A 24908-nucleotide genomic window follows, 5' to 3' on the forward strand; every position below is an offset into this window, starting at 1 on the left:
ATAGAAAGGGTTATATCGATGTCCAGATATACACAGATAACCTATATTGGAATTCTTGTAGCTTTGGCTTTAGTTTTGCAGTTGGTAGAGGGGATGCTGCCCCTTCCATATATAGCTCCAGGTGTTAAATTGGGGTTAGCTAATATTGTTTCTTTGATTGCCATAATTTATTTTGGATTTAAAACAGCTTTTTTAGTTGTTCTATTTCGGACATTTATGGCTGCATTTTTGAGTGGACGTCCGTATGTTTTTCTCTATAGTGGAACTGGAGCTATTTTAAGTATATTGGTTATGGGATTTGTTTATTGGAGATTTCGGAAATATTTCAGTATTCAGGGTATAAGTATTTTTGGAGCGGTGGCCCATAATATAGGCCAGATTTTCATTGCCAGTCTTTTAATTGAGACAGTGAGTATTTTTTCATATTTACCCATTTTAATGGTCAGCGGAGTGATAACCGGATATTTTATCGGTTTGATTGTAAATTTGTTAAAGCGAGTATTAGATCCTACATTAAAGGGGAAATTTTAAGCAGGTGATAAAAAATGAAGGAATTATGGGATAAATATCCTATTTTAAAGAAACAATTAGAGGAGTTTGAACTCTATCTTTTAAAAATACTGGAAGTTCGGCAACCTTTAATCAGGGAAGCTATCCAGGAATTGGTGAAAGCAGGAGGAAAAAGGATTCGTCCTGCGTTGGTCCTGGTATCCGGTCAATTTGGAAGAATTTCTCATGAAGAACTATTTCCTATTGCTGCTGCTATAGAGATTATACATATGGCAACTCTGGTGCATGATGATATTATTGATGAAGCCAGGGTGCGGAGAGGTGTAGTTACTACTCAAGCTAAATATGGTAAAGATATTGCTGTTTTTACTGGGGATTATCTTTTCGCTAAATCTTTTTTACTTTTATCTGGAAAAGTTGACCAGGAATTTTTAAGACGGATTGCTAGATCGGTTAAATATATTTGTGAGGGAGAAATTGATCAATATCAGAATAGGTATAATTTAAATGTTAGTTATTTAAAATATTTCCGAAGGATCCGCAGAAAAACTGCCATTCTTTTTCAGGCCAGTTGTTTTTCTGGGGGTTTTAAGGCAAAATTGAAGAAAAAATACCAGATTGTACTGGCAAAATATGGTCATTATTTAGGGATGATCTTTCAAATAACTGATGATATTCTTGATGTGACCAGCAATCAGGAAGTAACGGGAAAACCAGTAGGTAATGATTTTAGTCAAGGAGTGTACACATTACCACTAATTTTTGCTCTGGAAGATAAAGAAGTTGGTCCGGAGCTTGGAAAAGCTTTAAAGGAAGAAGTAATAGATAAGGACAGAATTATTAAAATGATTCATTCTACCGATGCTTTAGAAAAGACAAAAAGGGTTATTGAATTTTATACTGAAAAAGCCAGGGCCGAGATTGAGAAATTGCCATCTTCAAAACCTGCAAGATTTCTTGAAGATTTGCTTTATTATATAGTTAGTCGTAATTATTAATAGTTTAAAAGGTGTTAAATAGAGAGCATATTAATTTAGATGAATTGCCAATTCTCAAATGTTGGCCCCGGGATGGTGGTAAATATATGACAATGTCGTTGGTTATTTGCAAAGATCCTTAGACTGAGATTCAAAGTCTGGTGATGTATATAAGTTACAGGTCTTTGATAAGAAAACAACCGGAAAGCACTAGCATGTGTATAAAGATGAGGCCCGAATTTTTAAGAAATATAAAAATTTGGGCGAGAATGGAGATAGTCGTAGTTATTGGTGCTTATTCTTCCACTGCTTTGCTGTTGCCGGGAATTAATAAGATTTTTTTGCTGTTTTTTAAAAAAATCCCCGAAGCGGGGATTTTTATTTTGGCTAAAGTTTTATTTAAGTGTAATCCATGGATCACCGCCCCATGGATTGGTTTATTAATTATAATTGTGATAAGGCCTTATTTCGACTTCAATCTTGCTAATATGGTTTAACGAAAATTTCTATGTCGCTCAAAATTGATTTTTTGCAGTATTATCATTTAATGTATAGTGAAAAAACCTAGCTCTCTAAACAATGTGATACCTGTCACTGATTGAAATAAGATTAACAGGCAAAATTAAATTAGAAAATATAAGAGGGGAGGATAATTATGAACATCAAAAAAATAGTTACAATTTTATCGTTTATCCTGGTTGTAGCTTTTGTTGCGGGTTGTACTTCTTTAACTGGGTTGAATGATGTAAGTTCTAATTTACCCCAGACAGGAAATTTGGTTTTATCAATTGTGGATGCACCTGCCAATACTTATAAAGAAGTTCATGTTAACATTTTAAAGGTTTTTCTCAAACCTGTAGGTGGAGGAGAATGGGTTCAGGTAGGTGATTACACTTCAGAGCCTTATGGAATTAATTTATTGGACCTTAGAATTAATGAATTAGTACTTCCTTCATCAGATGTTCCAGTGGGAGATTATGAAGAAATCTGGCTTGTATTGGATAAATCTGGATATTTTGTATATAATGATGATCCACTGACTCCTTATCCGTTGGTTGTAGGTGAGATAGAAGAAGAGGAGGATGACGAAGAAGATGGTATTTTGGGAAGTGATGAACAGGCTATTGAGATTGAATATCTATTTACAATTACAGAAGAGGCGATAACGGAAATTCTGATTGACTTTGACTTAACTGAACTGATTGAGCAAGATAAAGAAACGGGAGAATATTTTTTAAATACAGAAGCTGTAAGCGCTATGGATAAAGCTGAGGCTGGAGAGATAGAAGGTAAAGTTATTGCTGCAGATAGTACAGTGGATTATAATCCATTTGTTGATATATTAGTTACAGTTAAATTATATCCAGTATATCAAGAACAGGATCAAAATTCGGTTCCGGTAGCTTCTACCTGGGCTTTGTGGGAGGAAATGGATGATGAAGAAGAGGAGGATAAGATTGCAGAACCTGGTAAATTTAAATTAAGAGGAATTCCAGCTGGAACATATAAACTTGAAATTTCAGCTCCTGGCTATAATACAGTAACTATAAATAACCTGGTAATTGAAAATGGTGAAGAAATTGAAATTGGAGATGATGAAGAAGTCAACCAGAATTATGAGATTTCTGGTGGAACAATAAATGAAGAAGGATATATAGTTTTAGAGAAGGTTATTTAAAGAACGAAATATTCTATGGACACTTTACTGTGGTCAGTTATCTTTCTGACCACAGTCTTTTTTTCTGCAAAAAGCTAATTTTTCACTTTATAGTAAAGCTAATTTTTCACTTTATAGTAAAGCTAATTTTTCACTTTATAGTATAGAAGAAATTTTTCAAACCATTTAAAGTTCGATTTCAGTATAATCCATGGATTTTCGAGTCATGGATTGATTTATCAAATACTATGAATATGGCACTTCACTTTCAATCTCACTAAGAGACCGCCTGATTATTTTGGCAGTCTCTTATTTTTATGATATAATATAATATGATTAAACTGAAAAAAGCTAATTTTGAGCGATATATAAAGTTTTTCGTTAAACCATCTAAGGTTCGAAAAATTTCTTTATGAAGTGAAAATTAGCTTTTTGCAGTAAAATTATGATATAATAAATTCCAGTTTAAATTGTGGAGGAGAAGGCAAATGTTATTTTTGTCCAGAAATTTTTTGAACCGTTATCTGGAGGGTGAGATATTTCCTGATAAAGAAGCAAAGTTAGAAGAATTTCGTAAGGAGTATCTTTCCTGTTCCAGATGTCATTTAAGGGCCGGGTGTACTCAGGTAGTCTTTGGTGAAGGTAATCCACATACCAAACTGATGTTTGTTGGGGAAGGGCCAGGGGGAGATGAGGATATACAGGGTCGGCCTTTTGTGGGTAAAGCAGGCCAACTTTTGGATAAAATCCTTGAAGCAGCAGAGATTCCACGTAAGAAAGTTTATATCTCAAATGTTGTTAAGTGCCGCCCTCCCTATAACAGAAAACCAACTCCAGAAGAGATGAAAAAATGTTTAACTATACTTGCCGGTGAGATTCTCATTATTCGTCCAAAAATAATTGTTCTTTTGGGTTCTACTGCTTTACAGGGAACTATTGATCCAAAAGGCAGTATAACCAGAATGAGGGGAAAGTGGTTTGAGAAAGCCGGAATTAAATTTCTTCCAACCTATCATCCTGGGGCATTGCTTAGGGACGAGAGAAAAAAGCGGGATGTTTGGGAAGATTTTAAAAAAATCAGGGAAGTTTATAGAGCAATTGAAGGAAGCGAGTAGTTATATTATGATCAGTTCTGCTTTGGGAATGCAGTATTTTGGAGAAGAATAAAATCAGAAGGAAAAGAGAGTGGCAAAATATAATTTAGAGTTATTCTTTTATCCAGATAGAAAACAATTGACGGGTGTTTGTCAGATTATATTTTCCAATCAATCTTCCCGGACATTAGAGAAAATATATTTGCGTTTGGATTTGAATCGATCTCAGGATAATCAATTTTTAGAAAGGTTTGATCAGGATAGTAGATGGATGAGAAATTAAGGAATCAGTTGTTCATGGAGGCTTACGTACTTCTACTTTTGTAGCCAGGGATGTACCATCTTTTGGAGTTTTTTTTAGTGGAGAATTCTGGATAAAGGGCAAAAAGGGTGGAGTTGTAAGAATATGGCGATTATGCAGCCTATCGTAAAGCTTGAACTTAAGAATAGGGACTGGAATGGGTCGCTGGCCCATACCCTATGCCGGGGAGCCTATTGAGAAAATTTGAGATGGAAGGAATAATTTATTAAAGGACCATTAACAAAAGAAAGTTAAAGATTTTGTAGAGAGAAATAATCTGGACATTAAAGTAGAGTACCGTCTTTTAGATCTGATTTCGGAGTTAGGAGAGATGGCAAAAAGATTCTTAAAGTTACCGATTATAGAAAGACTAATTTTAATCCTTATGATAGAAGAACTGGGAGATCTTCTCTTTGCATTAATGATTAAATTGCAAAAAGCTAATTTTGAGCGACATTGAAATTTTTCGTTAAACCATCTTTAGTGATATTTCAATCGAAATAAGGCTTCATCACAGGATGTGATGAGCTAATCAAGGGTCAGGATGATCCATTGATTAGTGTGCCTTATTTCGATTGAAATCGGATTTTAGATGGTTCGAAAAATTTCTCTTGAAGCGAAAAATTAGCTTTTTGCAGTAAAATCGTTAATCTGTATTGCTAATTCTTCTAATATTTATCTGGATAATATTTTGGAGGAGACTCTTAAAAAATATAAGAAAAGAATTAGTTATGGTGGGACGCCGGATTCTAAACATGATTTATAAATATAAAAAATAGTACTAAAAAATTATACAAAAAGGAGTTTTTACTATGTCTCAAATCGAATTAATAGCTACTGCTGCTTTTGGATTAGAAGCTATTGTTGCAAGGGAAGTAAAAGATTTAGGCTATTCTGATGTGCAGGTTGAAAATGGTAGGGTTGTATTTTATGGGGATGAATTGGCGATTTGCCGGTCTAATCTATGGCTTCGCTGTGCTGATCGGGTTCTTATTAAGATGGGAGAATTTGAAGCTACTGATTTTGACCAACTCTTTGACAAAACTAGAGCACTACCCTGGCATGAATGGTTACCTAAAAATGCTAAATTTCCTGTCAAAGGGAAATCGGTTAAATCTAAACTACACAGCGTTCCAGCATGTCAGTCAGTGGTTAAAAAGGCTATAGTCGAAGAGATGAGTAAGCACTATGGTATACAACATTTTGAGGAGAATGGCCCGTTATTTACTATTGAAGTAACTCTTTATAAAGATGTGGCTACTCTGACAATTGATACATCGGGAGCAGGCCTACATAAACGAGGGTACCGAAATCTAAGTGCTAAAGCGCCTTTGAAGGAAACGCTGGCAGCAGCAATGATCTATATAAGCCGTTGGATGCCTGATTATCCGTTGGTTGATCCTATGTGCGGTTCGGGGACCATTCCCATAGAAGCTGCTATGATGGCAGCTAATATTGCACCTGGGCTTAAACGGGATTTTGCTGCTGAAAAATGGCCGCTGATTTCCAGTGGACTCTGGAAAAAGGCTAGAGAAGAAGCTAAGGATCTTATCAAATGGGATGATAATTTCTATCGTATTCTAGGATATGATATTGATGGAGAAGTATTAAAACTGGCACGTTATCATGCTGCAAGGGCCGGAGTAGAAGAATATACCGATTTTCACCGGCGGCCTGTGGCTGAATTAAAGTCGAGCAAAAAATATGGATATATTATCTGTAATCCGCCTTATGGTGAGCGTCTAAGTAATAGACATAAGGTCAAAAAATTATATCAGGAGATGGGAAGAGTTTTTGCAGAGTTAGGAGACGGTACATGGTCATTTTATATTCTTACTTCATTTAGGGATTTTGAGAAGTATTTTGGAACATATGCAAATAAAAAGCGGAAACTCTACAATGGGCGAATACAGGTTGATTATTATCAATATTATGGTTTGCACCCACTATTCAGGTAATAATAATTTATTAAATTATTTATCCCGAAAATCGGGATTTTTTTTTAATGCAAAAAATATGTTTTTGAAGGTTATAAATAACTTTGTGGGTCATAGTAGGGTAATAGAAAAGTATTTTGTTCAAAATAATAGAATTAAAAACATTTATATGATAAAATAAAGGTAGAAAGATTTATTAGGCAAGGGTAGAGTAGAAAGGAGGGGAATCTAAAAGATTAATCTATGGTTTCTGGAGGTGTTAAAGAATGAAAAAATTAAATTTTACTGAGTTAAAAGCTACATGTGACCCTTCAATATTTGATTTTAAAACAACTGAAGAATTAAAACCTTTTGAGGAAGGGATCATTGGTCAGAGACGAGCTGTTAAGGCAATGAATTTTGGCCTTAAAATCAAGCAAAAAGGTTATCATATTTTTATGGCTGGAATAACCGGAACTGGAAAGACAACCTATGCTAAAACCCTTATTAAAAATGAAGCCAGAAAGTATCCAGTACCTGATGATTGGTGTTACATCTATAACTTTGATAATCCTGAAATTCCAAAGGCTCTTAATCTTCCTGCTGGTATTGGAATAAAATTGAAAGAAGATATGGAAAAACTAATAGATGAGCTGAGAACAGATATCCCAAAAACATTTGAAAGTGAAGAGTATGAAAAACAGAGAAATCAAATAATGGATAAATATCAGGAACAATCAAACATGTTGATAATGGAATTTGAAGAAGAACTAAAAAAGGAAGGTTTTCTGCTTCAAAGAACAGGGAAGGGTATTTTTACCATACCTTTAAAAGATGGCCGACCTCTTAGTCAGGAAGATTTTGAACAAATGACAGAAGAAGAGAAAAACAATTTTAAAGAAAAAAGCAAACAGATTCAAATTCAAATGGAAGAGATCATGAGAAAGATTAGAAGGCTGGAGGTACAAGCAAGAGAAGAAATCGAACAGTTAGAGGAACGAGTATGTCTTTCTATTGTAAAACCCATAATAGACCATTTGAAAGATGACTATCAGAATTATCCCAGGATCTTAAAATATTTAAATGATGTACAGGAAGACATAATTAAAAACTTAGAAAAGTTTAAAGCTGAAGAAGAGATAGAAAATCCGTTGCTGTTAACTGTAAAAACCCGTCAAGATGAATCCTTTTTTACCCGTTATAAGGTTAACCTTTTGGTCAATAATAAAGAAACAAAAGGTGCTCCTGTTGTTATAGAAACGAACCCAACATATTATAATCTTTTTGGTAAAATTGAAGGTGAAAGTGAATTTGGTACTGTGGTAACTGATTTTACTATGATTAAGGGAGGAGCAGTTCACAGAGCTAATGGTGGATATTTGATATTACAGGCAAAAGATGTTTTATCCAATCCATTTGCCTGGGAGGCATTAAAAAGGACTCTAGCCAATCAGGAGATTCGTGTCGAAAATATTGGTGAACAGTTTAGAACGATTCCCACAACGACTTTAAAACCTGAACCGATACCATTGAATATAAAAGTAATATTAATCGGTAATCCTTTAATATATCAGCTCCTTTATGATTTTGACGAAGATTTCAAAAAGTTGTTTAAAATTAAAGCACATTTTGATGTTGAAATGGATAAAACCGAAGAAAATTTGAAAAAATTTGCTTGCTTTATTTCTTTCCAGTGTGAGAAAGAAGGATTAAGGCATTTTACTGCTGAAGCGGTTGCCAGGGTTGTGGAATACAGCAGTAGATTGGCAGAAAACCAGAAAAAACTGACAACAAGGTTTAACGAGATTGTAGAAATTCTCTATGAAGCCAGTGCATGGGCAGAAATTGATAACAGCAAATATGTAGAAGAAAGTCATGTAGAAGAAGCAATAAAAGAAAAGATCTATAGATCGAATCTTATGGAAGAAAAAATTCAAGAAATGATTGAAAATGGACATATCCTTATTGATACAGAAGGTGAAGAAGTCGGTCAGATCAATGGGTTATCAGTATATCAAACCGGAGAATACTCCTTCGGTCGGCCTTCAAGGATTACTGCTAGAACTTTTCTTGGTGAAAAAGGTGTTATTAACATAGAAAGAGAAGCAAAAATGAGTGGGAAAATCCATGATAAAGCAGTACTTATTTTATCCGGTTACCTTGGGGGTAAATATGCTAAAGATAAACCTCTAACCCTCTCGGCATCATTAGCTTTTGAACAGAGCTATGGAGGTATTGAAGGAGATAGTGCTTCCTGTGCAGAACTAATTGCTCTACTATCTGCTATATCTGGAATACCCGTCAGACAGGATTTTGCGATAACAGGTTCAATGAATCAAAAAGGGAAAGTTCAGCCAATTGGAGGAGTTAATCAAAAAATTGAAGGGTTCTACAAAGTTTGCAAAGCAAAAGGTCTTACTGGAACCCAGGGTGTGGTCATTCCCGTCCAAAACATCGAAAACCTAATGTTGGATAAAGAAATTATAGAAGCAGTAAAGGATGGTAAATTCCACATATATTCTGTAAAAGATATTGATGAAGCGATTGAAATCATGATGAAAAAACCTGCAGAAGAAGTACATAAAGAAGTAAATAAGAAATTAAAGGAATTGGCAAAAAAGGCGGAAAAATTCACTTCCAGAGCGGGTCAAACAGAAACAGAATAAAAGTTATGTTAAAAACCCTCTTATGTCTGATGAGAGGGTTTTTAACATGATTTTTTCGAACCTGTCTTTAATGTTTATTTACTTCAAGAAATTAAGTTGAAATTTGAACATAAATTTTTTAAAAATTATTTCGGCTCTCCGTCAAATGTTGTGAAAGATAAGTTGGCTCCGTTGAATTGATTGGTAAATTGATTTTGAAATAAACATTTAAATTTAATAACTTAACATTGCATTAAATACTCTTCTCCTTAGATTCATAACATTTGGAACACCATATCCAATCCTTTTGATCAATTTAATCTTGTTATTGATACCCTCAGCAAAGCCATTGGTTATCTTAGTCTTAAAATAATTTAGTATTTTTTCTTCCCATCTTTGTATTATCTTTTTTACCTGGTAAAAAGGCATCAGCTTGTTTTTTATTACTTCTTTATACCACCTTTTTAGAGCTCTGGTGGCTTCTTTCACATCATCTAGCTGCAATAGGTCTCTGAATTCCTCTTTTAATTCCCAGGCCTTTTCTAGAGCTGGACTGAGTTCAAATAATTTGATGAGCTTTTCATGTTCTTCATCTGTCAATTCTTCAGCTCGTTTTTGGAGTAATAAACGACTTTGAAAAAACTTTCTTCTCTGATGATTATTTACTGTTTGTTGAACTTGTTTTCTAACTTCATCAAGGGCTCTGTTCATTAAAGTTACAAGATGAAATTTATCTATAACAATTTTTGCATGAGTAAATGCTGCATTTGCTACTGCTTTGAACGGCCGCCACATATCCATAGAGATCGATTGAATCTGTCGTCTTTGTTCATCTTCCCAACAATTAAAGTAGTCAATTAAATCATCCTTTTTGCGAGTAGGTAAAATGTCAATTAACTCCCGATTAATTGGATCTGTAATGCTAACTCCATATTTATGGCGTTTTAAAACTGCAAATTCATCGATACTGATGGCTTTTAATTGACTAAGTTTTGAAACTTGTTGTTTAATGAGAGGGTCAACTACTTTTTTAACTGCATTATTAACAGCTGTATAACTTAACCCGTTTTCTCTAGCAACTTTAGAATAATCCTTGCTGACAGTTTCTTTAGCAAGATATTTATCAAAGCGTTTGGTTTTACGGGCATATTTATCAATACTTTCATATTTTTCAGGGATACCCCTCTTATGACAATAAGGACAACGATATCTTTTCTTTAGAAGTCTAATGATTACTAGTTTACCTCTTATGGGGATGTCTCTAATATTTTGCCATTTTGTATCATGGATTTTATTAGTGATATTACCACACTGAGGACACACAATGTGATTTTTCTTTGCTTCAGCGATAAAAATATATCTGTCCTCTGTTGAAATAATTTCAGTTGCAATAATGTCTGGCAAATCAAGAAATTTTATGATATTATTATATTGCATTTGCTGGACTCCTTTCTTTGGTTTTTAGTTCGCAACTAATTAATTCAACGGAGCCAGCAAATGCCTTTTTATTTTTTATAATTTTTTCTTCACAACATTAATTATAGACCCATTATTTCTAACTTTTTTAAGTGATTACGCAGGATATGTTGTTCATATATCGAAGTATACTGTAGCACAAATATAAAAATCGTGCTATTAAAACCAGTAGGAATGAAAGGAGGTAAGTTATGTCCAATCTGGTACGCTTCGGAGTATCAATCGATGAGAATCTTTTGCACAAATTTGATAAAATGATCAATGGAGTATATGCCAATCGCTCTGAAGCTATTAGAGATTTAATAAGGGAGAAGATTGTTGAAGAAGAATGGCAGACTGATGACGGAGAGGTAGTTGGATCATTAACTTTAATTTATGATCATCATCAACGGGGATTGACGGAAAAAATGCTCAAACTTCAGCACAATTATCATTATCTCTTTAAATCCAATCTTCATTTACATTTGAACCATGACTGTTGCCTGGAGGTTATTGTGATTCAGGGTAGAGCCTGTGAGGTTAAAAAAGTAGCAAATATGCTCATTGGACTGAAGGGAGTTAAATATGGAAAATTGACTATCTCAACAAATGGTCAGGCATTTTAACAGAGAAGGAGGATTTTGAAAATGCATATTCCTGATGGTTTTTTGGATGTTAAGACCTGTGTTAGTACATATCTTGCTGTTGGCGGTTCTTTTGGATTTGGATTAAAACGTATGAAGGCCAACTTTAAAGAAGAACAGATCCCTTTATTGGGACTATTGGGAGCATTTATATTTGCAGCGCAGATGATAAATTTACCTATTGCTGCAGGAACTTCGGGACACCTATTAGGAGGAGTTTTGGCTATGCTTGTGGTTGGACCCTGGGCTGCATCTTTGATTATAACTTCTATTCTCATTATTCAGGCCATTTTCTTTATGGATGGTGGTGTGGCGGTATTAGGTGCTAATATTCTCAATATGGCGGTTATTCAGGTATTTGCAGGTTATTGGATTTATTGGGGATTGAAAAAGTTAATCAAATCATATAAGATCCGGATCTTTATTTCTGCCTGGGCTGCTACGGTAATTTCAGCGGTAGCTGCAGCGTTGGAACTGGCTTTTTCAGGAACTATTGGTTTACATCTGGTCCTTCCAGCAATGGTAGGATGGCATATGCTGATAGGTTTAATTGAGGGTCTGATTACTCTGCTTGTGGTAGTTTATCTTAAAAAAGTAATACCTGAAAAATTAGATTTTTTGAAATGTGAGGGAGGGGAGTGCTGTGTTTAACAAAAAACATTTATATTTTGTAATTGGAATTATCTTTATCCTGGCTTTTTTTAATTCGATACTGGCCTCGTCTTATCCCGATGGTCTGGAGCGTGTGGCTGAAGACCTGGGTTTTATTGAACATACTAGAGATAGTTTTTCTATCTTTGCTGATTATGCCCTTCCCTTCGGTAGTGAATTGGTTAGTACTGGATTGGCTGGTTTATTGGGTGTGTTGGTAACATATCTGGTTTTGGTTGTTATTGGAAAAATCATTATAAAAAAAAGGGTTGCTTGTCGATGATGAAGGTTCAACCGGGAAGTAAATTGTTGATTTATTTAATTGGGATTTTGACAGTACTGGCAGTTAGACATTGGCAGGTTCTCATTATCATTGGGTTTGGTTTGCTGTTTTTAAATATCTTTTTAAAAAAATTTAGAGAGGTTTGGCAGCGTTTATGTGTTGCCAGCCCTTTTTTATTAACAGCAGTTATCCTTGGATTTTTCCATAAAAGAGGAGGTTGGGTTTTTGGTAGAATATTGGTGCTTAAATTGGTTAACATTGTTTTTTTGAATAATATAGTCTTTTCCAATTTTACTGAAAAAGATTTGATAGTTGGAATGGGCCAGTTTGGGATTCCACAGATTATTCGGGCAATCATATTATTTATATTCAGGTATCGGGAACTTTTAAAAGAAGAGATTAACCAGCTTAAATTGGCCCGGAAGCTTAGGGGTGGTAGTATAGGACTTGGGTGGTTTAATTTGCAGGAATATCTTGATTTAGGCCAGGTGATTGGAGCCGGGCTGATCCGTGCACTTGATCGGGGTGATAGGATTTATCAGGCGATGTGTCTTAGAGGATTGAGGATTAGGACACTGGTTCAGAGTCATAAGAATCTGTACGATAACTGGTTATTATTAGTGTTAATGGGACTGATGTCGGGAGTGATAATATTACTGGATAAGGGAGGAATTTTTTAATGGCAAAGGATTCAGAAACGATTTTGATGGTTAAAGATCTTACCTTTCGTTATCCCGGTGGAGAGCCTGTATTGAAGACAATTTCTTTTGCACTTAAAGCTGGGGAAAAGACTGTATTGCTTGGCCCTAATGGTGCAGGTAAATCAACTTTGTTATTTAATCTATTGAGATTATATTCGCCTGAAGAAGGGGAAATTTATCTCAAGGGAAAACGGTTAAAAGACGTTCCTGAAGAATTCTTACGCCAGAAATTGGCTTATATCTTCCAGAATCCTGACGATCAGGTTTTTGCTCCAACAGTGGAAGAAGATATTCTCTATGGCCCGGTTCAATTTGGCATAGATTCTAAAGAACAGAAAAATAGATTGAAACAGGTCGTAGAGCTTTTGCAAATAAAAGAGCTTTTAAAGCGTAATCCGCGTCATTTGAGTTATGGAGAGAAAAGACGGGTGGCTTTAGCTGGAGTATTGGTAATGAATCCGGAGATAATTTTTTTTGATGAGCCCCTGGCTTTCTTAGATCCCCCGGGGCGCAAACTCTTTATTAAAATTATGGAAGAGCTTTTTTGTCAGGGTAAAACCCTTCTTGTGGCAACCCATGATTTAAATTTTGCTGCTGAATGGGGTCAGCGTTTTTTGGTGTTAAAAGATGGTCGAATTATTGCTGACGGTGATCATAAAATCTTAAAAAAAGGGATTGCAACCTTTGATTACAGTCTACCTATTCCGACCCAGATCTTTCAGGGGTTTGTACATGAGTCACAGCTTCCATTAACTATTAAAGAGAGCAGAGAATTATTGAAAAATCTTTTGTTATAAAGTACCCTTACCTATCATAAGATGGTAGGGGGGTTTAAAATGATGAATAAAATCTGGCTGGGATTAACTGTACTTGGAATTATTGTTGGGGCTATCAATGGAAAGATGGAAGCTGTTTCGCAAAGTATTCTTCAAGCGGCTATAGATAGTGTGGAGATATTACTAAAATTGATTGGGCCAATGGCTTTCTGGTTAGGAATTATGAAAATTGCTGAAAAATCCGGATTTACCAATCTGGCCGCACAACTAGTGAGACCTTTAATGAGATATCTTTTCCCTGAAGTACCGCCTGATCATCCAGCTATGGGAGCTATGGTAATGAACTTTAGTGCAAATATTTTGGGGCTGGGAAATTCTTCTACACCTCTGGGAATTCAGGCCATGAAAGAACTCCAGACTCTAAATCCTCACCCAACTCGGGCAACCAAAGCCATGCTGACTTTTTTGGTAATCAATACATCGAGTATCACCCTTCTTCCGGGAACCATGATCGGATTGAGGATTGCTGCTGGTTCTAGAGAACCAGTGGTAATTGTCGGTACTACCCTTTTTGCTACAACCATTTCAACTATTGCAGCCCTTCTGGTAGATAGGGTATGTCGGTTGACACTTAAAGATTAAGGGGGTACGAGTTTTGATAAATTTAATCCAGACTATTTCTGCCTGGGCAATTCCGGTGATAGTAGTTTTAATTCCGTGCTATGGGTTTATTAAAGGAGTAAAAGTATATGACACATTTGTAGAGGGAGCTAAAGATGGTTTTAAAACGGTGGTAAATATTATTCCTTATCTTGTGGCGATGATGGTAACCATTAATATTTTGCGTGCTTCTGGTACGCTGGAGCTACTAATCTATGGAGTGGAACCTATTCTTAAGTATTTTAATATTCCCAAAGAGATTTTTCCACTGGTGATCTTAAGGCCGTTATCTGGAAGTGGTTCTATGGCTTTTGTAAATTCTATATTCCAAACTCACGGACCTGATTCATTACTGGGTAAAATGGCTTCAACCATTATAGGTAGCTCAGAAACTACTTTTTATGTTGTTGCAGTTTATTTTGGAGCAGTAGGAATTAAAGATAGTCGGTATGCTATTCCCATTGGATTGATTGCTGATGTGGCTGGTTTTCTTGCAGGTGTTTTTATTTGCAACCTGGTTTTTAAAAGCTATTGACTAAGTTTTCGCCTGGACATATAATGGTGATAGAATTTTTTTACCAGGAGGTATGCCAATGGCTATTGATCTGCATTTACATACGACAGCTTCAGATGGAACTTATACTCCAACAGAAATTGTAGATGAGGCGAAAAAATTAGGCTTAACCGCTATTGCCATTACGGATCATGATAATATGAATGGGGTGGAAGAGGCTCTTAAACGGGGAAAGGAGATTGGATTGGAAGTAGTTCCTGGTATTGAATTAAATACAGACTATGAGGAAAAAGAGATTCATATTCTCGGGTATTATTTGAATTATTCTTCAAAGGAAGTGCATGATATTCTGGATGAACTTATAAATAGTAGAGTTAATCGGGCCCAAAAGATGGTGGAAAAATTAAATCAGATGGGAATAAATATTTCTTATGAACGAGTTAAAGAGATTGCCGTCGGAGGTGCAATAGGTCGTCCCCATATTGCCAAGGCTCTTATTGAAGCAGGTTATGCTGAAGATTGGAGTGAAGCTTTTGACCGATTTATCGGACGCGATTGTCCAGCTTATGTACCTAGAACTAAACTGACTCCTTTTGCTGCTATAAAGTTAATCTTAAATGCTGGAGGAGTCCCGGTTTTAGCACATCCGGGATTAAATAATTTAGATGAAATTATACCGGGATTAATAGAAGCAGGTCTTATGGGGATTGAAGTTTATCATTTTGAACATACTGGAGAAGATAAAGTTCATTATCTAAAGATGGCTCAAAAGAATAATCTTATCATAACCGGGGGTTCTGATTGTCATGGCCCAGGAAGCAAATCAGGAGCACGTTTAGGTCAGGTTAAGTTACCTGAACAGTTTTTAACAGAGTTAAAGAAGGGGCTGTCCCAAAAGTCCCTTTATAACCCCCAAAAGTAAATATTAAAAGAAAGGTGTTGTCAGAAATTTTTATAAAGATAACACCTTTTTTTTATGGTAAAATATAAATATGAAGAGGAAAAACCATAATAAAAAGACATTTATTGAATATAATATGAATCAGACAATGTTGCCTTTGAGTTTTGATGTGTTTATTCCTGAGAATCATTTAGTAAGGGTGGTAAATTCAGCTATAGAAAGGATGAATATTGAACCCCTGCTTGAAAAATATAAAGGTGGGGGTAGAAGCAGCTACCATCCGAAAATGATGCTTAAGGTTATAGTATATGCCTATACTCAGAGAATATATTCATCAAGACGAATTGCCAAGGCACTTCGGGAAAATATTTATTTTATGTGGCTTAGTGGTAACAATAAACCTGATTTTCGGACGATAAACCGATTCAGATCAGAGATCATGAAAGATGTTATTGATGAGGTATTTGCATCAGTATTGGAACTTCTTATAGAAGAAGGATATGTAAAGTTAGAGAATTACTTTTTAGATGGTACAAAAATAGAAGCTAATGCAAACAAATATAGCTTTGTCTGGAGAAAAGCGACAAAGAAGTACAAAGCAAGGCTTAGGGCAAAAATTAATGAACTTTTAAAAGAGATTGAGAAAACCAACGAAGAAGAGAATAGATTGTATGGGGATAATGACCTGGAGGAGATGGGTGAAGGAAAAGAAATAGATTCAAAGAAACTCGAAGAAAAAATTAAGGAACTTGAAGAACGTCTAGAAAAGAACTCCAAAGATAAGAAGTTAAAAAAAACAGTTAAAGAGCTCAAAGATAAATGTCTTCCTCGAATGAAAAAATATGAGCAGCAGGAAGAGATTTTAAATGGACGAAACAGTTATTCTAAAACAGATACTGATGCAACTTTTATGAGAATGAAAGAAGACCACATGAAAAATGGGCAATTGAAGCCCGCATATAATGTTCAGATAGGTACAGAGAATCAGTTTGTAGTTGGTTATAGTATTCATCAAAGGCCGGCAGATTCAAGATGCTTAATACCTCATTTAGAAAAAGTAAAAGAAGTTACAGGTAAGATTCCGGAAAATGTGATAGCTGATTCAGGTTATGGTAGTGAGGAAAATTATGATTACTTAGAGAAAGCCAATACTAATATTTATGTTAAGTATAATACTTTTCATAAAGAACAAAAGAAGAAGTTTAAAAATGATATATTTAAAGTAGAAAACTGGCCGTATGATAAAGAAAACGACGAGTTTATTTGTCCTGTTCAAAGAAGACTCATTTACTGTAAGACAAAAGAAATTAAGACTGAAAATGGATATACTAAACAAATTAGATATTACAAATGCGAAAATTGTGATGGGTGTGAGTTAAAAGAAAATTGTACCAAGGCCAAAGGTGATCGAGTAATAAGAATAAATTTTAAATTACGTGAATATAAGCAAAAGGTAAAGGAAAACCTTTGTTCCGATAAAGGTATGAAACTCCGTTCTCAAAGAGCAATTGAAGCGGAATCTGTCTTTGGAAGGATCAAAGGTAATTGGTCATTCCGGAGATTTCTGCTTCGTGGCCTTGAGAAAGTAAAAATTGAATGGGGTTTACTGTGTATAGCCCATAACCTGGCTAAACTGCAACAGTATAGAATGTCAGGTATGGGTTTTTATTTTCTTAACAGAAAAATTTTCAATGAATTTAAAATGAACAATGAAAAAAGGGGCCATGCCCAAAAGTAATTAATTACTTTTGAGACAGCCCCTTTTTAACAGAGTTAAAGAAGGCAAAAGAGAGATTGGATGCAAAAGTTGAATCACAAATTTTTTGAGGTAACAGCAGGATTTTTTTGTATTTCTATAGAATTATTGTATTAAATAAATTCATATAGTAAGGAGAGATGTAAAAAATGTGTAGAAAAGGAATGTTAATTTTGGCTGTGGTGGCCATACTTATCTCAGTAATTGGGGTTTATGGTTACATTAAAGCAGAAGACAAAATACCGGATAATGCCTTGGCCAGGGTGAATGATTCCTATATATTGGAAGATGTTCATGCCCGATATGTTGAAAGACAGGTTAAGCGTTTGCAACAAACCTATAATCTGGATTTCACAGGAGAGGAGCATAAAGAACAGTTACTTAATCTTAAAAGACAAATTTTAGAACAGTTGATCAGAAATGAAATTCTCCTTCAAACTGCTTTTGAATATGGAATAGAAATAACAGATGAAGAGGTTCAGGCTGAGATTGATAAAATTAAGGCTTCTTATCCAGATGACGAGACCTTCAAAAAAGTGTTGGAACAGGTAAAATATACTTTAGAAGATCTCAGGAATGATATTATTATACAGAAATCTTATGAAAAATTAGCAGAACGGCTTGGGCAAGATTTAACTGTTACAGAAGAAGAGATGATGGAATATTATGAGAAAAACATTCGTCGTTTTACTGAAGAAGAACAGGTCCGGGCATCCCATATTTTGGTTGAGACAAAAGAGGAGGCTTTAGAGATTTTAGATAAAATTAACAATGGTGAAGATTTTGCTGATCTAGCCAGGAAATATTCTAATTGTCCAAGCTCTGACCGGGGTGGAGATCTGGGGTTCTTTGGTCGCGGACGCATGGTATATGAATTCGAAAAGGCAGCTTTTTCAACAGAAGTTGGTGAAATTACCGGACCAGTTGAAACTGAATTTGGTTGGCATATTATTAAAGTAACTGACAAAAAGGAAGCTATAGTTCATCCATATGAAGAAGTTAAAGAAGAAATTTATGAAACTTTGCTTATCAAAAAGAAAAACAATGCTGCAGTTGCCCTTTTGAGACAAAAGTGGGAAGAGGCTGATATAGAATATTATGTTGATTATGCTAAACCACAGGAAATTACTGATTCTAATAATAACTAAAACTTAATTTAATGCATATCTCCCTTAAAGAACGTGGATACTAAATAAAGAAATCTACATAAAAGAGGGGGAAAGATTATGGCTAATGAATTGTGGAAACGTTTAGAACAACAATTTTTTAGATATGCTGAAATGTATGATAATAATATTCTGGCTATCGCCAGAGAAAGAAATTTACAGGTAGCGGAAAGTACTTTAAAGGAAATTTTAGATGAAGCCAAGCACCGTACAGTTTAAAAATCTTTTATAACGGATGATTAAACTGTAAAAAGCTAATTTTGAGTGCCATAGAAATTTTTTGTTAAACCATCTTAGTGAGATGGAAGAAGAAATAAGGCCTCATCATAAGATGTGATGAGCTAATCAAGGGCCAAGATGATCCATTTTGATGGTTCGAAAAATTTCTGAATTTGTTAACAAATCTTTCTTTTTTAACAGCTTGAGAAATCTTACATTATAAAGATGTAAGATTTCTTTTCTTTTTTGCTCAATAAAATATTAGGGCCAAAGTCCTGAACAAAATCCTTTATTATAATAAAGAAGGATATTATCATTTAAGTGTCGAAGTTATAATTCAATTCTTTATGAAAAACGAAAAAACATAGGGAGGTTTTTTAAAAATGCTGGAATTTATAAAACAGGGAGGACCTACAATTTATCCACTTCTTGCGTGTTCAGTAATTGGTCTGGCAGTAGTTCTTGAGCGGTTGTTCTATTTTTTCAGGATTAAAAATGATAACTTTCGGATGTTTAGGAAAATAGAAATGATGATTGCAGAAGGGGAGATTACCCGGGCTGCCCATGAATTAAAAAGTGAGCGGGGTCCGGTAGCAAAGATTATAGCTGCGGGTTTGGCCCATTATGGACAGGATAGAAGGGTGATTGAAGAACATATTCGTGTTGCAGGTGAACATGAAGTTCATAAGTTAGAAAAAAACTTAGCCATATTGGATATAATTGCTTCCATATCTCCGCTTTTGGGTCTTTTGGGAACAGTTCTTGGAATTATCGATAGTTTTAATATTTTGAGTACGACGGCGGGTATTGCTGCTCCTGCACAATTAAGCAGCGGGATTGCTGCTGCACTGATTAGTACTGCTGTGGGGCTTATCATTGCTATACCAGCAATGTTGTTTTACTCATATTTTGTTAGTATTGTAGATAAAAATACCAAAGAGATGAATAAATGGAGTGTAGAACTTATAGATCTTTTAAGTTATCGGGGTGAAAAAGATGTTCAAATCTAAATTAAAAAAGCGACCGAGAATTGAAATTGTACCCATGATCGATGTAATCTTTTTTTTACTGGTCTTCTTTATGTTATTTACTACTTTTAAGACAACACCTTATGGTTTTGATTTAAAATTACCAAAAGCTACAGCTGTTGTTAAGACTGAATCAGTTAATATTTTGATTCAAATTGCTAATGATGGTCAGCTTTTTTTGAAAGACAAACCTGTGACATTAAGTGAACTTAAAGAGCAGGTCAGGCAAAAATTAGAAGATAAACCTGATACGGTTATTGTTATAAAAGCAGATGAAAATGCTAAGTATAAGTCGTTAATTCAGGTTATGGATGCTATAAGCCAGGTGGGAGGAACAAAGTTCTCCCTGGCTGCAGAAAAAGATGAAAGAAAGAAATAGGGGATGTAATTATGAGAAGACGTAAAAAAGAATCATCTCATTTAAAATATTATATCGTCATCTCATTGATTATCCATCTGGGAATCCTTTATTTCCTACCCTATGGTCTTAATGTTATAGCAACCAAAGGGTTTATGGAGTCTGAAGGAAAATTGTATTTTGTAGAATTTGTTCAGTTGGAAACTGAAGTATCTAAGGTACAGAAATCCAGCAAACAACCTGGAGATGATGAAAAAATACTGGTAAGCGAAGAAAAAAAAGATATAGAGGAAAAGAAAATAGAAGAAAAACCACCTGTTAAGGAGCCGGAACCTGAAGAGAAAGATCAAGGAATTTTAGAAACGGTGGAACCTGAGCCTAAACAGGAACCGGAATTGGCATCTAAACCAGCTTCTGAACGAAAATCAACACCTGAACCTGTTTCTGAACCGGAATCTACTTCTGAATTGGAATCTATTCCTGAGTCAGTCTCAGAGCCGGAATTAACTGAACCTGAGATAGAACCTGAATCTGAACAAGTTTCTGAACCTCAATCAGAACCTGCTTCTGAAACAGATACAAATGTTTATCAAACAAATTCTGGTTCTGATATTGCTGCTGAACAGGTAGTAACCAGTGAAAATAGTGATGAAATAATTGAAATTCCGGGAGCTAAACAATCAAAATCTGAAAATAAACCTGAAGAGAAGGTAGAAGAAAAGATTGAGCCTGAAGAGATGAAACCTGTACCTGAATCTGTTGAAAATAGTAAACTTTCCACTTCTAATGATGCAGCTGGGGCGGAACCTGCTCAAGAGTCAGAGGAGGAGAAAAAACCCGCTCTACCTTCCCATCCAAATGCGACCATTGCCAGGTCTATTAAACCTGTATATCCAAAAAATGCAGCCAACGAAGGTGTAGAAGGAACAGTTGATCTTTTGGTTAGGATAAAAGCTGATGGTACAGTTCAAGATGTGCAAATTACCAAATCTTCCAATGATGTTCGTTTGGATAATGTAGCTTTGAATACCATTAAGTCAGGCTGGCGTTTTAAACCTTATCCCTATTCTTATACCATTGAGATAACAATCGAATATAAAGATGGCGATACCAGAGTAATTTTAGGAGAACTAAAATTTCTGGAGTAATATTCTAATTATTTATAGGGAATCCTAATCCTAAGGAGTGGTTATATGGTAAAAAAAAGATTCGTTCTTTTGGGGATTATCATTTTGATTATGACCATTACCTATACTGTTTATGCCCAACTGGATCAATTTGGTAATCTCCGGTTGGGCAATGAATATATAGAGATTGTGGTAAATGGAAATGAAGAAAATATGGGGCGTTTTGCTATAGATATCACCGGGGGAAACCCTGTCTCCCCGGGTGATGATGGTGAACCGCTAATTTATGGACGACCCCGGCCCTGGACATCTTATTCCACCATTTTTATAGATGGAGAATATTATGTCTTTGGTGGTAAAACTGAACAACGGGCTGGAAGGGATGCCAAATATGGAGAGGTGACTGTTCCTCCAAAGATTATTAAGGAGGGAGGACAAAGCGCAATACTGACTACTACTGTTTTTGACCAGATAGAGGTAGAACAGATTTTAACTTTTGCTAAAAGTAGTACCACAGGTCTTTATGATACAGTGCTGATTAAATATCGTTTTACCAATCATGACCAAATAAAACATAAAATTGGTTTAAGGATTATGTTGGATACGATGTTAGGTACCAATGATGGTGCCCCTTTCCGTGTTGGTGAAAAAGCAATTACCACTGATACTTATTTTATTAAAGGGAGTTTACCCGATTTCTGGCAGGCCTTTGATGCTTTAAGTGATCCGAAAGTAACTGCTCAGGGAACGATTAAAGGACCAGATGTGACTACTCCTGATAAGGTTTATTTTGCTGATTGGGGTAGCATGGCTGATGGTCTCTGGAACTTCCAATTTGAGCCGGGAGAAGAGTTTTGGCGTAAGGGAGAATATGAACTGGATAGTGCTATTGCTCTTTATTGGGCACCTGAATATCTAGACCCGGGAGATTCGCGGACATATACGACCAAATATGGTCTTGGAGGTATTACCATTGTACCCGGTCTTCTCTCTGTAGGGGTTACCTCTCCAGCAGAAGTTATTTTTGATACTAAAACTACCTCTTTTCCGGTGATAGCCTATATTGAAAATACATCTGAAATTGTAGCTAAAGACGTTACGGCTCAGATTCAATTACCTGCTGGTTTTGCAGTAGTTGGGAATGAGACGGTTAAAAATCTGGGGAATTTAAAACCAGGTAGTACCGGTCAAGTAGCATGGGAAGTAGTCCCTGTTAAAGGTAGTAAGATTCCCGAACGAATTGTTTATAAAGTAAAGGTAGATGCCAGCAATACAGATGATAATCAGGTTCAGCGTCAGGTTAATTTTACGCCACCACCTAGATTTAAAACCTGGTTAGAGTATCCGGAAAATCTTTCTGTTCGTTATGGGCGGATTGAACCTAATCCCTTTAATCTTTTACTCCATTTGAAAAATGAAGGAGGTTCTCCTGCTTATGAAGTAATGGGTCAGGTAATTTTACCACCTGGAATGGATTTTGCACAAAAGGAAAAGATGTCCAAATATATTGGAGTTTTGAAACCCGGTGAAGAGTATGTGATTCCCTGGATGATCAAAACTTCTGATTTAATCTCCGGCAAATTACCTTTTGGAGTTGAAGTTCGTTCATTAAATAGTCCAAAAATTTCTCTGATAGGAAATGTGACCATTCCTGAATTGACTAGCCAGGTTTTTATGGTACCTTTGAAAGAAGAGATTAAAACGGGAGAATATTTTGGTATTCGTTTTATGGCAGCTAACATTGAGGATATGCATGAGGTTTCTATTAGATTAGCTTATGATCCTGAAGTGGCTAAAGCTATGTATGTTTCCAGAGGAACCCTTTTTGTTCTTAAGAAAGAATCTCTAAAGACAAAACTTTTACCCTGGATAAACCCAAATATTAATCATAAACAGGGTCTAATTACCATTATGGGTAATTTAGCAGAACAAACCGAAAAAAGCGGAGTCCTTGCAGAAGTTTATTTTAAAGCATTACAACCTGGTTTATTGACAATTACTTTTGATGAAGTCAAAATTTCTAATGTCAATGGTGATATAATACCTCTTAAAGTAGAAAATTTAGAAATTGAAATTCAGGAATAAAAAGGAGGTTATCTTGGATGAAACGTTTATGGATAGCATTACTGATTTTAATATTGGTTTTAGGAGTAAATAATGCTCCTGGTTGGGCCAGTGAGATTAAAGATGTAGATCCTTCTCATTGGGCTTATAAAAGTATAAAGATGTTGATAGATAAAGGATATATTTCATTGTACGAGGATAGTACGTTTCGCGGAGATAAAAGTGTTTCTAGATATGAATTGGCTGAAGTAGTTGCAAGACTTTTGGAAAGATTAGAAGAGGGTACGATTAGTGCTGACCAGATAGATGTAAATACTATTCGGGAGTTAACAGTAGAGTTTCGTAAAGAATTGGTAGATATCATTCAGAAACAAAATCTCTTTTCTAGTCGTTTATCCCAACTGGAGAAAAATCAGGTGGTAATTAAAGAGGATATTGCCCACAAACAACAGCAGATTGAAGAAATTATTGATCAATTAATTCTCTTAAAGGAATTAGAGCATAAGTTAGAAAAGGCTGAAGGAGAATTGACAGCATTAAAGAAGCAAATTACTCAGGTAGAAAATGATATGGCTCAAGGTCTTTCTTTTAGTATTTCTGATTTGAATACCCAGATAAAAAATTTACAGGCTGAGGATGAGGCTAATGCTAAAGCTATAAAAGCTTTACAGGAAGAGAATGCGCAGTTAAAAGAGGAGATTGCTAATTTAAAAGAGAAAAATACCGAAATGTTGTATTATATGATTGGTGGCCTACTTCTGTCTTTACTTATCCGCTAATCTGGGTATAATTTTCTGATTAATGTGTATAAATGTAAAAAAGAAAGGGGTGGGGTGGTTTGGAAAGAACCTTTGCGATGATTAAACCTGATGGTGTTCAGCGGGGGCTTATTAGTGATATTCTAAAACGCTATGAATCAAAAGGTTTAAAGATTGTGGCCATGAAGTTAATGCAGATTTCTGAAGAAATGGCTCGTAAACATTATGCTAAGCATCTGAATAAAGATTTTTTTCCAGAATTAATACGTTTTATCACTTCCGGGCCAGTTGTAGCTCTTGTACTTGAGGGAGATAATGCCATTGAGGTTGTACGTAAACTAAATGGTGAAACAAATCCTCAAAAAGCTTCTTTAGGTACTATTCGTGGAGATTTTGGTATTAGTAAAACTAAAAACATTGTTCACGGTTCTGACTCAAAAGAGAGTGCTGAACGGGAGATTCAACTCTTTTTTAGTGAAAGTGAGATTTTATCCTATGAAAGAGCAATCGATGAGTGGCTTTAGTCTGTAACGGGGCTGTTTCAAAAGTAATTAATTACTTTTAGGCATGGCCCCCTTTTTTCATTGTTCATTTCAAATTCATGATTATACTGCAAAAAGCTAATTTTGAGCGACATAGAAATTTTTCGCCAAATCATCTTAGCGAGATTTCCGACGAAATAAGGCCTCATATGAGGATGTGATGAGCTAATCAAAGGCCAGGAGGGCCCATTGATTAGGAAGCCTT

General features: G+C 35.3%; 27 protein-coding genes. 26 read left to right on the forward strand and 1 reads right to left on the reverse strand.

From position 1 onward, the window contains the following. Positions 1-18 precede the first annotated feature (18 nt). The 9 genes from BBF96_RS03920 (at position 19) to BBF96_RS03960 (ending at position 9121) form a co-directional block, all read left to right on the forward strand. Entirely contained in the window at positions 19-531 is a 513-nt protein-coding gene (locus tag BBF96_RS03920; RefSeq protein WP_205665707.1) for a Gx transporter family protein, read from the forward strand. A 14-nt stretch (positions 532-545) separates the two neighbouring features. Further along, complete coding sequence (locus BBF96_RS03925) at positions 546-1508, forward strand: polyprenyl synthetase family protein (protein ID WP_127015933.1); 963 nt, start codon at positions 546-548, stop codon at positions 1506-1508. Between the two features lie 11 nt (positions 1509-1519). Further along, entirely contained in the window at positions 1520-1630 is a 111-nt protein-coding gene (locus BBF96_RS17350; protein WP_127015934.1) for a UbiD family decarboxylase domain-containing protein, read from the forward strand. A 512-nt stretch (positions 1631-2142) separates the two neighbouring features. Then, positions 2143-3165 carry a DUF4382 domain-containing protein gene (locus tag BBF96_RS03940; protein WP_127015936.1) on the forward strand — a complete coding sequence of 341 codons (1023 nt, stop codon included), beginning with the start codon at positions 2143-2145 and terminating at the stop codon, positions 3163-3165. Positions 3166-3632: 467 nt separating this feature from the next. After that, positions 3633-4259 carry a uracil-DNA glycosylase gene (locus BBF96_RS03945; RefSeq protein ID WP_127015937.1) on the forward strand — a complete coding sequence of 209 codons (627 nt, stop codon included), beginning with the start codon at positions 3633-3635 and terminating at the stop codon, positions 4257-4259. A 70-nt stretch (positions 4260-4329) separates the two neighbouring features. Then, positions 4330-4521 (forward strand): hypothetical protein, encoded by a 192-nt coding sequence (locus tag BBF96_RS03950; protein WP_127015938.1) that lies wholly within the window; start codon positions 4330-4332, stop codon positions 4519-4521. Positions 4522-4870: 349 nt separating this feature from the next. Then, entirely contained in the window at positions 4871-4999 is a 129-nt protein-coding gene (locus BBF96_RS17130; protein ID WP_257792008.1) for a hypothetical protein, read from the forward strand. Between the two features lie 352 nt (positions 5000-5351). Beyond that, complete coding sequence (locus tag BBF96_RS03955; RefSeq protein ID WP_127015939.1) at positions 5352-6497, forward strand: THUMP domain-containing class I SAM-dependent RNA methyltransferase; 1146 nt, start codon at positions 5352-5354, stop codon at positions 6495-6497. 245 nt (positions 6498-6742) lie between these two features. Continuing rightward, entirely contained in the window at positions 6743-9121 is a 2379-nt protein-coding gene (locus BBF96_RS03960) for a Lon protease family protein (protein WP_127015940.1), read from the forward strand. Positions 9122-9334: 213 nt separating this feature from the next. Here the strand turns inward: BBF96_RS03960 and BBF96_RS03965 are convergent, their stop codons facing one another. Further along, on the reverse strand, positions 9335-10537 hold the full coding sequence (locus BBF96_RS03965; RefSeq protein WP_127015677.1) for an ISL3 family transposase: 1203 nt from the start codon (positions 10535-10537) through the stop codon (positions 9335-9337). 230 nt (positions 10538-10767) lie between these two features. On the opposite strand from BBF96_RS03965, the gene nikR reads away from it, so the two are divergent. The 17 genes from nikR to ndk all read left to right on the forward strand — a co-directional run bounded on the left by nikR (position 10768) and on the right by ndk (position 24685). Continuing rightward, positions 10768-11181, forward strand: coding sequence for a nickel-responsive transcriptional regulator NikR (gene nikR / locus BBF96_RS03970; protein WP_127015941.1), 414 nt, complete (start codon positions 10768-10770; stop codon positions 11179-11181). Between the two features lie 21 nt (positions 11182-11202). Further along, on the forward strand, positions 11203-11850 hold the full coding sequence (locus BBF96_RS03975) for an energy-coupling factor ABC transporter permease (protein WP_127015942.1): 648 nt from the start codon (positions 11203-11205) through the stop codon (positions 11848-11850). After that, positions 11843-12133: a PDGLE domain-containing protein gene (locus tag BBF96_RS03980; protein WP_164730892.1), complete on the forward strand. Its 291-nt coding sequence runs from the start codon at positions 11843-11845 to the stop codon at positions 12131-12133. The genes BBF96_RS03975 and BBF96_RS03980 overlap by 8 nt, the downstream gene beginning before the upstream one ends. Beyond that, positions 12130-12813 carry an energy-coupling factor transporter transmembrane component T family protein gene (locus BBF96_RS03985; protein ID WP_127015944.1) on the forward strand — a complete coding sequence of 228 codons (684 nt, stop codon included), beginning with the start codon at positions 12130-12132 and terminating at the stop codon, positions 12811-12813. The genes BBF96_RS03980 and BBF96_RS03985 overlap by 4 nt, the downstream gene beginning before the upstream one ends. Next, the gene (locus BBF96_RS03990) at positions 12813-13631 is read left to right on the forward strand and encodes an energy-coupling factor ABC transporter ATP-binding protein (RefSeq protein ID WP_127015945.1); all 819 of its coding nucleotides are present in this window, start codon (positions 12813-12815) and stop codon (positions 13629-13631) included. Before BBF96_RS03985 ends, BBF96_RS03990 begins: the two co-directional genes overlap by 1 nt. Positions 13632-13673: 42 nt before the next feature. Continuing rightward, complete coding sequence (locus tag BBF96_RS03995; protein WP_236777874.1) at positions 13674-14252, forward strand: nucleoside recognition domain-containing protein; 579 nt, start codon at positions 13674-13676, stop codon at positions 14250-14252. Between the two features lie 13 nt (positions 14253-14265). Then, positions 14266-14805, forward strand: coding sequence for a spore maturation protein (locus BBF96_RS04000; protein WP_127015947.1), 540 nt, complete (start codon positions 14266-14268; stop codon positions 14803-14805). A gap of 58 nt (positions 14806-14863) precedes the next feature. Next, on the forward strand, positions 14864-15706 hold the full coding sequence (locus BBF96_RS04005; RefSeq protein WP_127015948.1) for a PHP domain-containing protein: 843 nt from the start codon (positions 14864-14866) through the stop codon (positions 15704-15706). Positions 15707-15776: 70 nt separating this feature from the next. After that, positions 15777-17423, forward strand: a complete 1647-nt coding sequence (locus BBF96_RS04010; RefSeq protein ID WP_418654992.1) for an IS1182 family transposase — start codon at positions 15777-15779, stop codon at positions 17421-17423. A gap of 167 nt (positions 17424-17590) precedes the next feature. Next, positions 17591-18589 (forward strand): peptidylprolyl isomerase, encoded by a 999-nt coding sequence (locus BBF96_RS17215; protein WP_127015949.1) that lies wholly within the window; start codon positions 17591-17593, stop codon positions 18587-18589. 78 nt (positions 18590-18667) lie between these two features. Next, entirely contained in the window at positions 18668-18826 is a 159-nt protein-coding gene (locus tag BBF96_RS16360; RefSeq protein ID WP_164730893.1) for a hypothetical protein, read from the forward strand. Positions 18827-19209: 383 nt separating this feature from the next. Next, positions 19210-19836, forward strand: a complete 627-nt coding sequence (locus tag BBF96_RS04020; RefSeq protein WP_127015950.1) for a MotA/TolQ/ExbB proton channel family protein — start codon at positions 19210-19212, stop codon at positions 19834-19836. After that, the gene (locus BBF96_RS04025; protein ID WP_127015951.1) at positions 19823-20233 is read left to right on the forward strand and encodes an ExbD/TolR family protein; all 411 of its coding nucleotides are present in this window, start codon (positions 19823-19825) and stop codon (positions 20231-20233) included. Before BBF96_RS04020 ends, BBF96_RS04025 begins: the two co-directional genes overlap by 14 nt. 11 nt (positions 20234-20244) lie before the next feature. Next, entirely contained in the window at positions 20245-21360 is a 1116-nt protein-coding gene (locus BBF96_RS04035; RefSeq protein WP_164730894.1) for an energy transducer TonB, read from the forward strand. Positions 21361-21405: 45 nt separating this feature from the next. Further along, positions 21406-23424: a hypothetical protein gene (locus BBF96_RS04040; protein WP_127015954.1), complete on the forward strand. Its 2019-nt coding sequence runs from the start codon at positions 21406-21408 to the stop codon at positions 23422-23424. Positions 23425-23441: 17 nt separating this feature from the next. Continuing rightward, positions 23442-24182 carry an S-layer homology domain-containing protein gene (locus tag BBF96_RS04045; RefSeq protein ID WP_127015955.1) on the forward strand — a complete coding sequence of 247 codons (741 nt, stop codon included), beginning with the start codon at positions 23442-23444 and terminating at the stop codon, positions 24180-24182. Positions 24183-24241: 59 nt separating this feature from the next. Continuing rightward, entirely contained in the window at positions 24242-24685 is a 444-nt protein-coding gene (gene ndk / locus BBF96_RS04050; protein ID WP_127015956.1) for a nucleoside-diphosphate kinase, read from the forward strand. The last annotated feature ends 223 nt before the right edge of the window (positions 24686-24908 follow it).

It is taken from the genome of Anoxybacter fermentans (assembly GCF_003991135.1).
GTDB lineage: Bacteria > Bacillota > Halanaerobiia > DY22613 > DY22613 > Anoxybacter > Anoxybacter fermentans.

What these genes read in the sequence shown, in the direction of transcription:
- BBF96_RS03920 (WP_205665707.1), top strand. Translation starts at nt 19, where the DNA reads ATGTCCAGATATACACAGATAACCTATATTGGAATTCTTGTAGCTTTG.
- BBF96_RS03925 (WP_127015933.1), top strand. Translation starts at nt 546, where the DNA reads ATGAAGGAATTATGGGATAAATATCCTATTTTAAAGAAACAATTAGAG.
- BBF96_RS03940 (WP_127015936.1), top strand. Translation starts at nt 2,143, where the DNA reads ATGAACATCAAAAAAATAGTTACAATTTTATCGTTTATCCTGGTTGTA.
- BBF96_RS03945 (WP_127015937.1), top strand. Translation starts at nt 3,633, where the DNA reads ATGTTATTTTTGTCCAGAAATTTTTTGAACCGTTATCTGGAGGGTGAG.
- BBF96_RS17130 (WP_257792008.1), top strand. Translation starts at nt 4,871, where the DNA reads ATGGCAAAAAGATTCTTAAAGTTACCGATTATAGAAAGACTAATTTTA.
- BBF96_RS03955 (WP_127015939.1), top strand. Translation starts at nt 5,352, where the DNA reads ATGTCTCAAATCGAATTAATAGCTACTGCTGCTTTTGGATTAGAAGCT.
- BBF96_RS03960 (WP_127015940.1), top strand. Translation starts at nt 6,743, where the DNA reads ATGAAAAAATTAAATTTTACTGAGTTAAAAGCTACATGTGACCCTTCA.
- BBF96_RS03965 (WP_127015677.1), bottom strand. Translation starts at nt 10,537, where the DNA reads ATGCAATATAATAATATCATAAAATTTCTTGATTTGCCAGACATTATT.
- nikR (WP_127015941.1), top strand. Translation starts at nt 10,768, where the DNA reads ATGTCCAATCTGGTACGCTTCGGAGTATCAATCGATGAGAATCTTTTG.
- BBF96_RS03975 (WP_127015942.1), top strand. Translation starts at nt 11,203, where the DNA reads ATGCATATTCCTGATGGTTTTTTGGATGTTAAGACCTGTGTTAGTACA.
- BBF96_RS03985 (WP_127015944.1), top strand. Translation starts at nt 12,130, where the DNA reads ATGATGAAGGTTCAACCGGGAAGTAAATTGTTGATTTATTTAATTGGG.
- BBF96_RS03990 (WP_127015945.1), top strand. Translation starts at nt 12,813, where the DNA reads ATGGCAAAGGATTCAGAAACGATTTTGATGGTTAAAGATCTTACCTTT.
- BBF96_RS03995 (WP_236777874.1), top strand. Translation starts at nt 13,674, where the DNA reads ATGAATAAAATCTGGCTGGGATTAACTGTACTTGGAATTATTGTTGGG.
- BBF96_RS04005 (WP_127015948.1), top strand. Translation starts at nt 14,864, where the DNA reads ATGGCTATTGATCTGCATTTACATACGACAGCTTCAGATGGAACTTAT.
- BBF96_RS04010 (WP_418654992.1), top strand. Translation starts at nt 15,777, where the DNA reads ATGAAGAGGAAAAACCATAATAAAAAGACATTTATTGAATATAATATG.
- BBF96_RS17215 (WP_127015949.1), top strand. Translation starts at nt 17,591, where the DNA reads ATGTGTAGAAAAGGAATGTTAATTTTGGCTGTGGTGGCCATACTTATC.
- BBF96_RS16360 (WP_164730893.1), top strand. Translation starts at nt 18,668, where the DNA reads ATGGCTAATGAATTGTGGAAACGTTTAGAACAACAATTTTTTAGATAT.
- BBF96_RS04020 (WP_127015950.1), top strand. Translation starts at nt 19,210, where the DNA reads ATGCTGGAATTTATAAAACAGGGAGGACCTACAATTTATCCACTTCTT.
- BBF96_RS04025 (WP_127015951.1), top strand. Translation starts at nt 19,823, where the DNA reads ATGTTCAAATCTAAATTAAAAAAGCGACCGAGAATTGAAATTGTACCC.
- BBF96_RS04035 (WP_164730894.1), top strand. Translation starts at nt 20,245, where the DNA reads ATGAGAAGACGTAAAAAAGAATCATCTCATTTAAAATATTATATCGTC.
- BBF96_RS04040 (WP_127015954.1), top strand. Translation starts at nt 21,406, where the DNA reads ATGGTAAAAAAAAGATTCGTTCTTTTGGGGATTATCATTTTGATTATG.
- BBF96_RS04045 (WP_127015955.1), top strand. Translation starts at nt 23,442, where the DNA reads ATGAAACGTTTATGGATAGCATTACTGATTTTAATATTGGTTTTAGGA.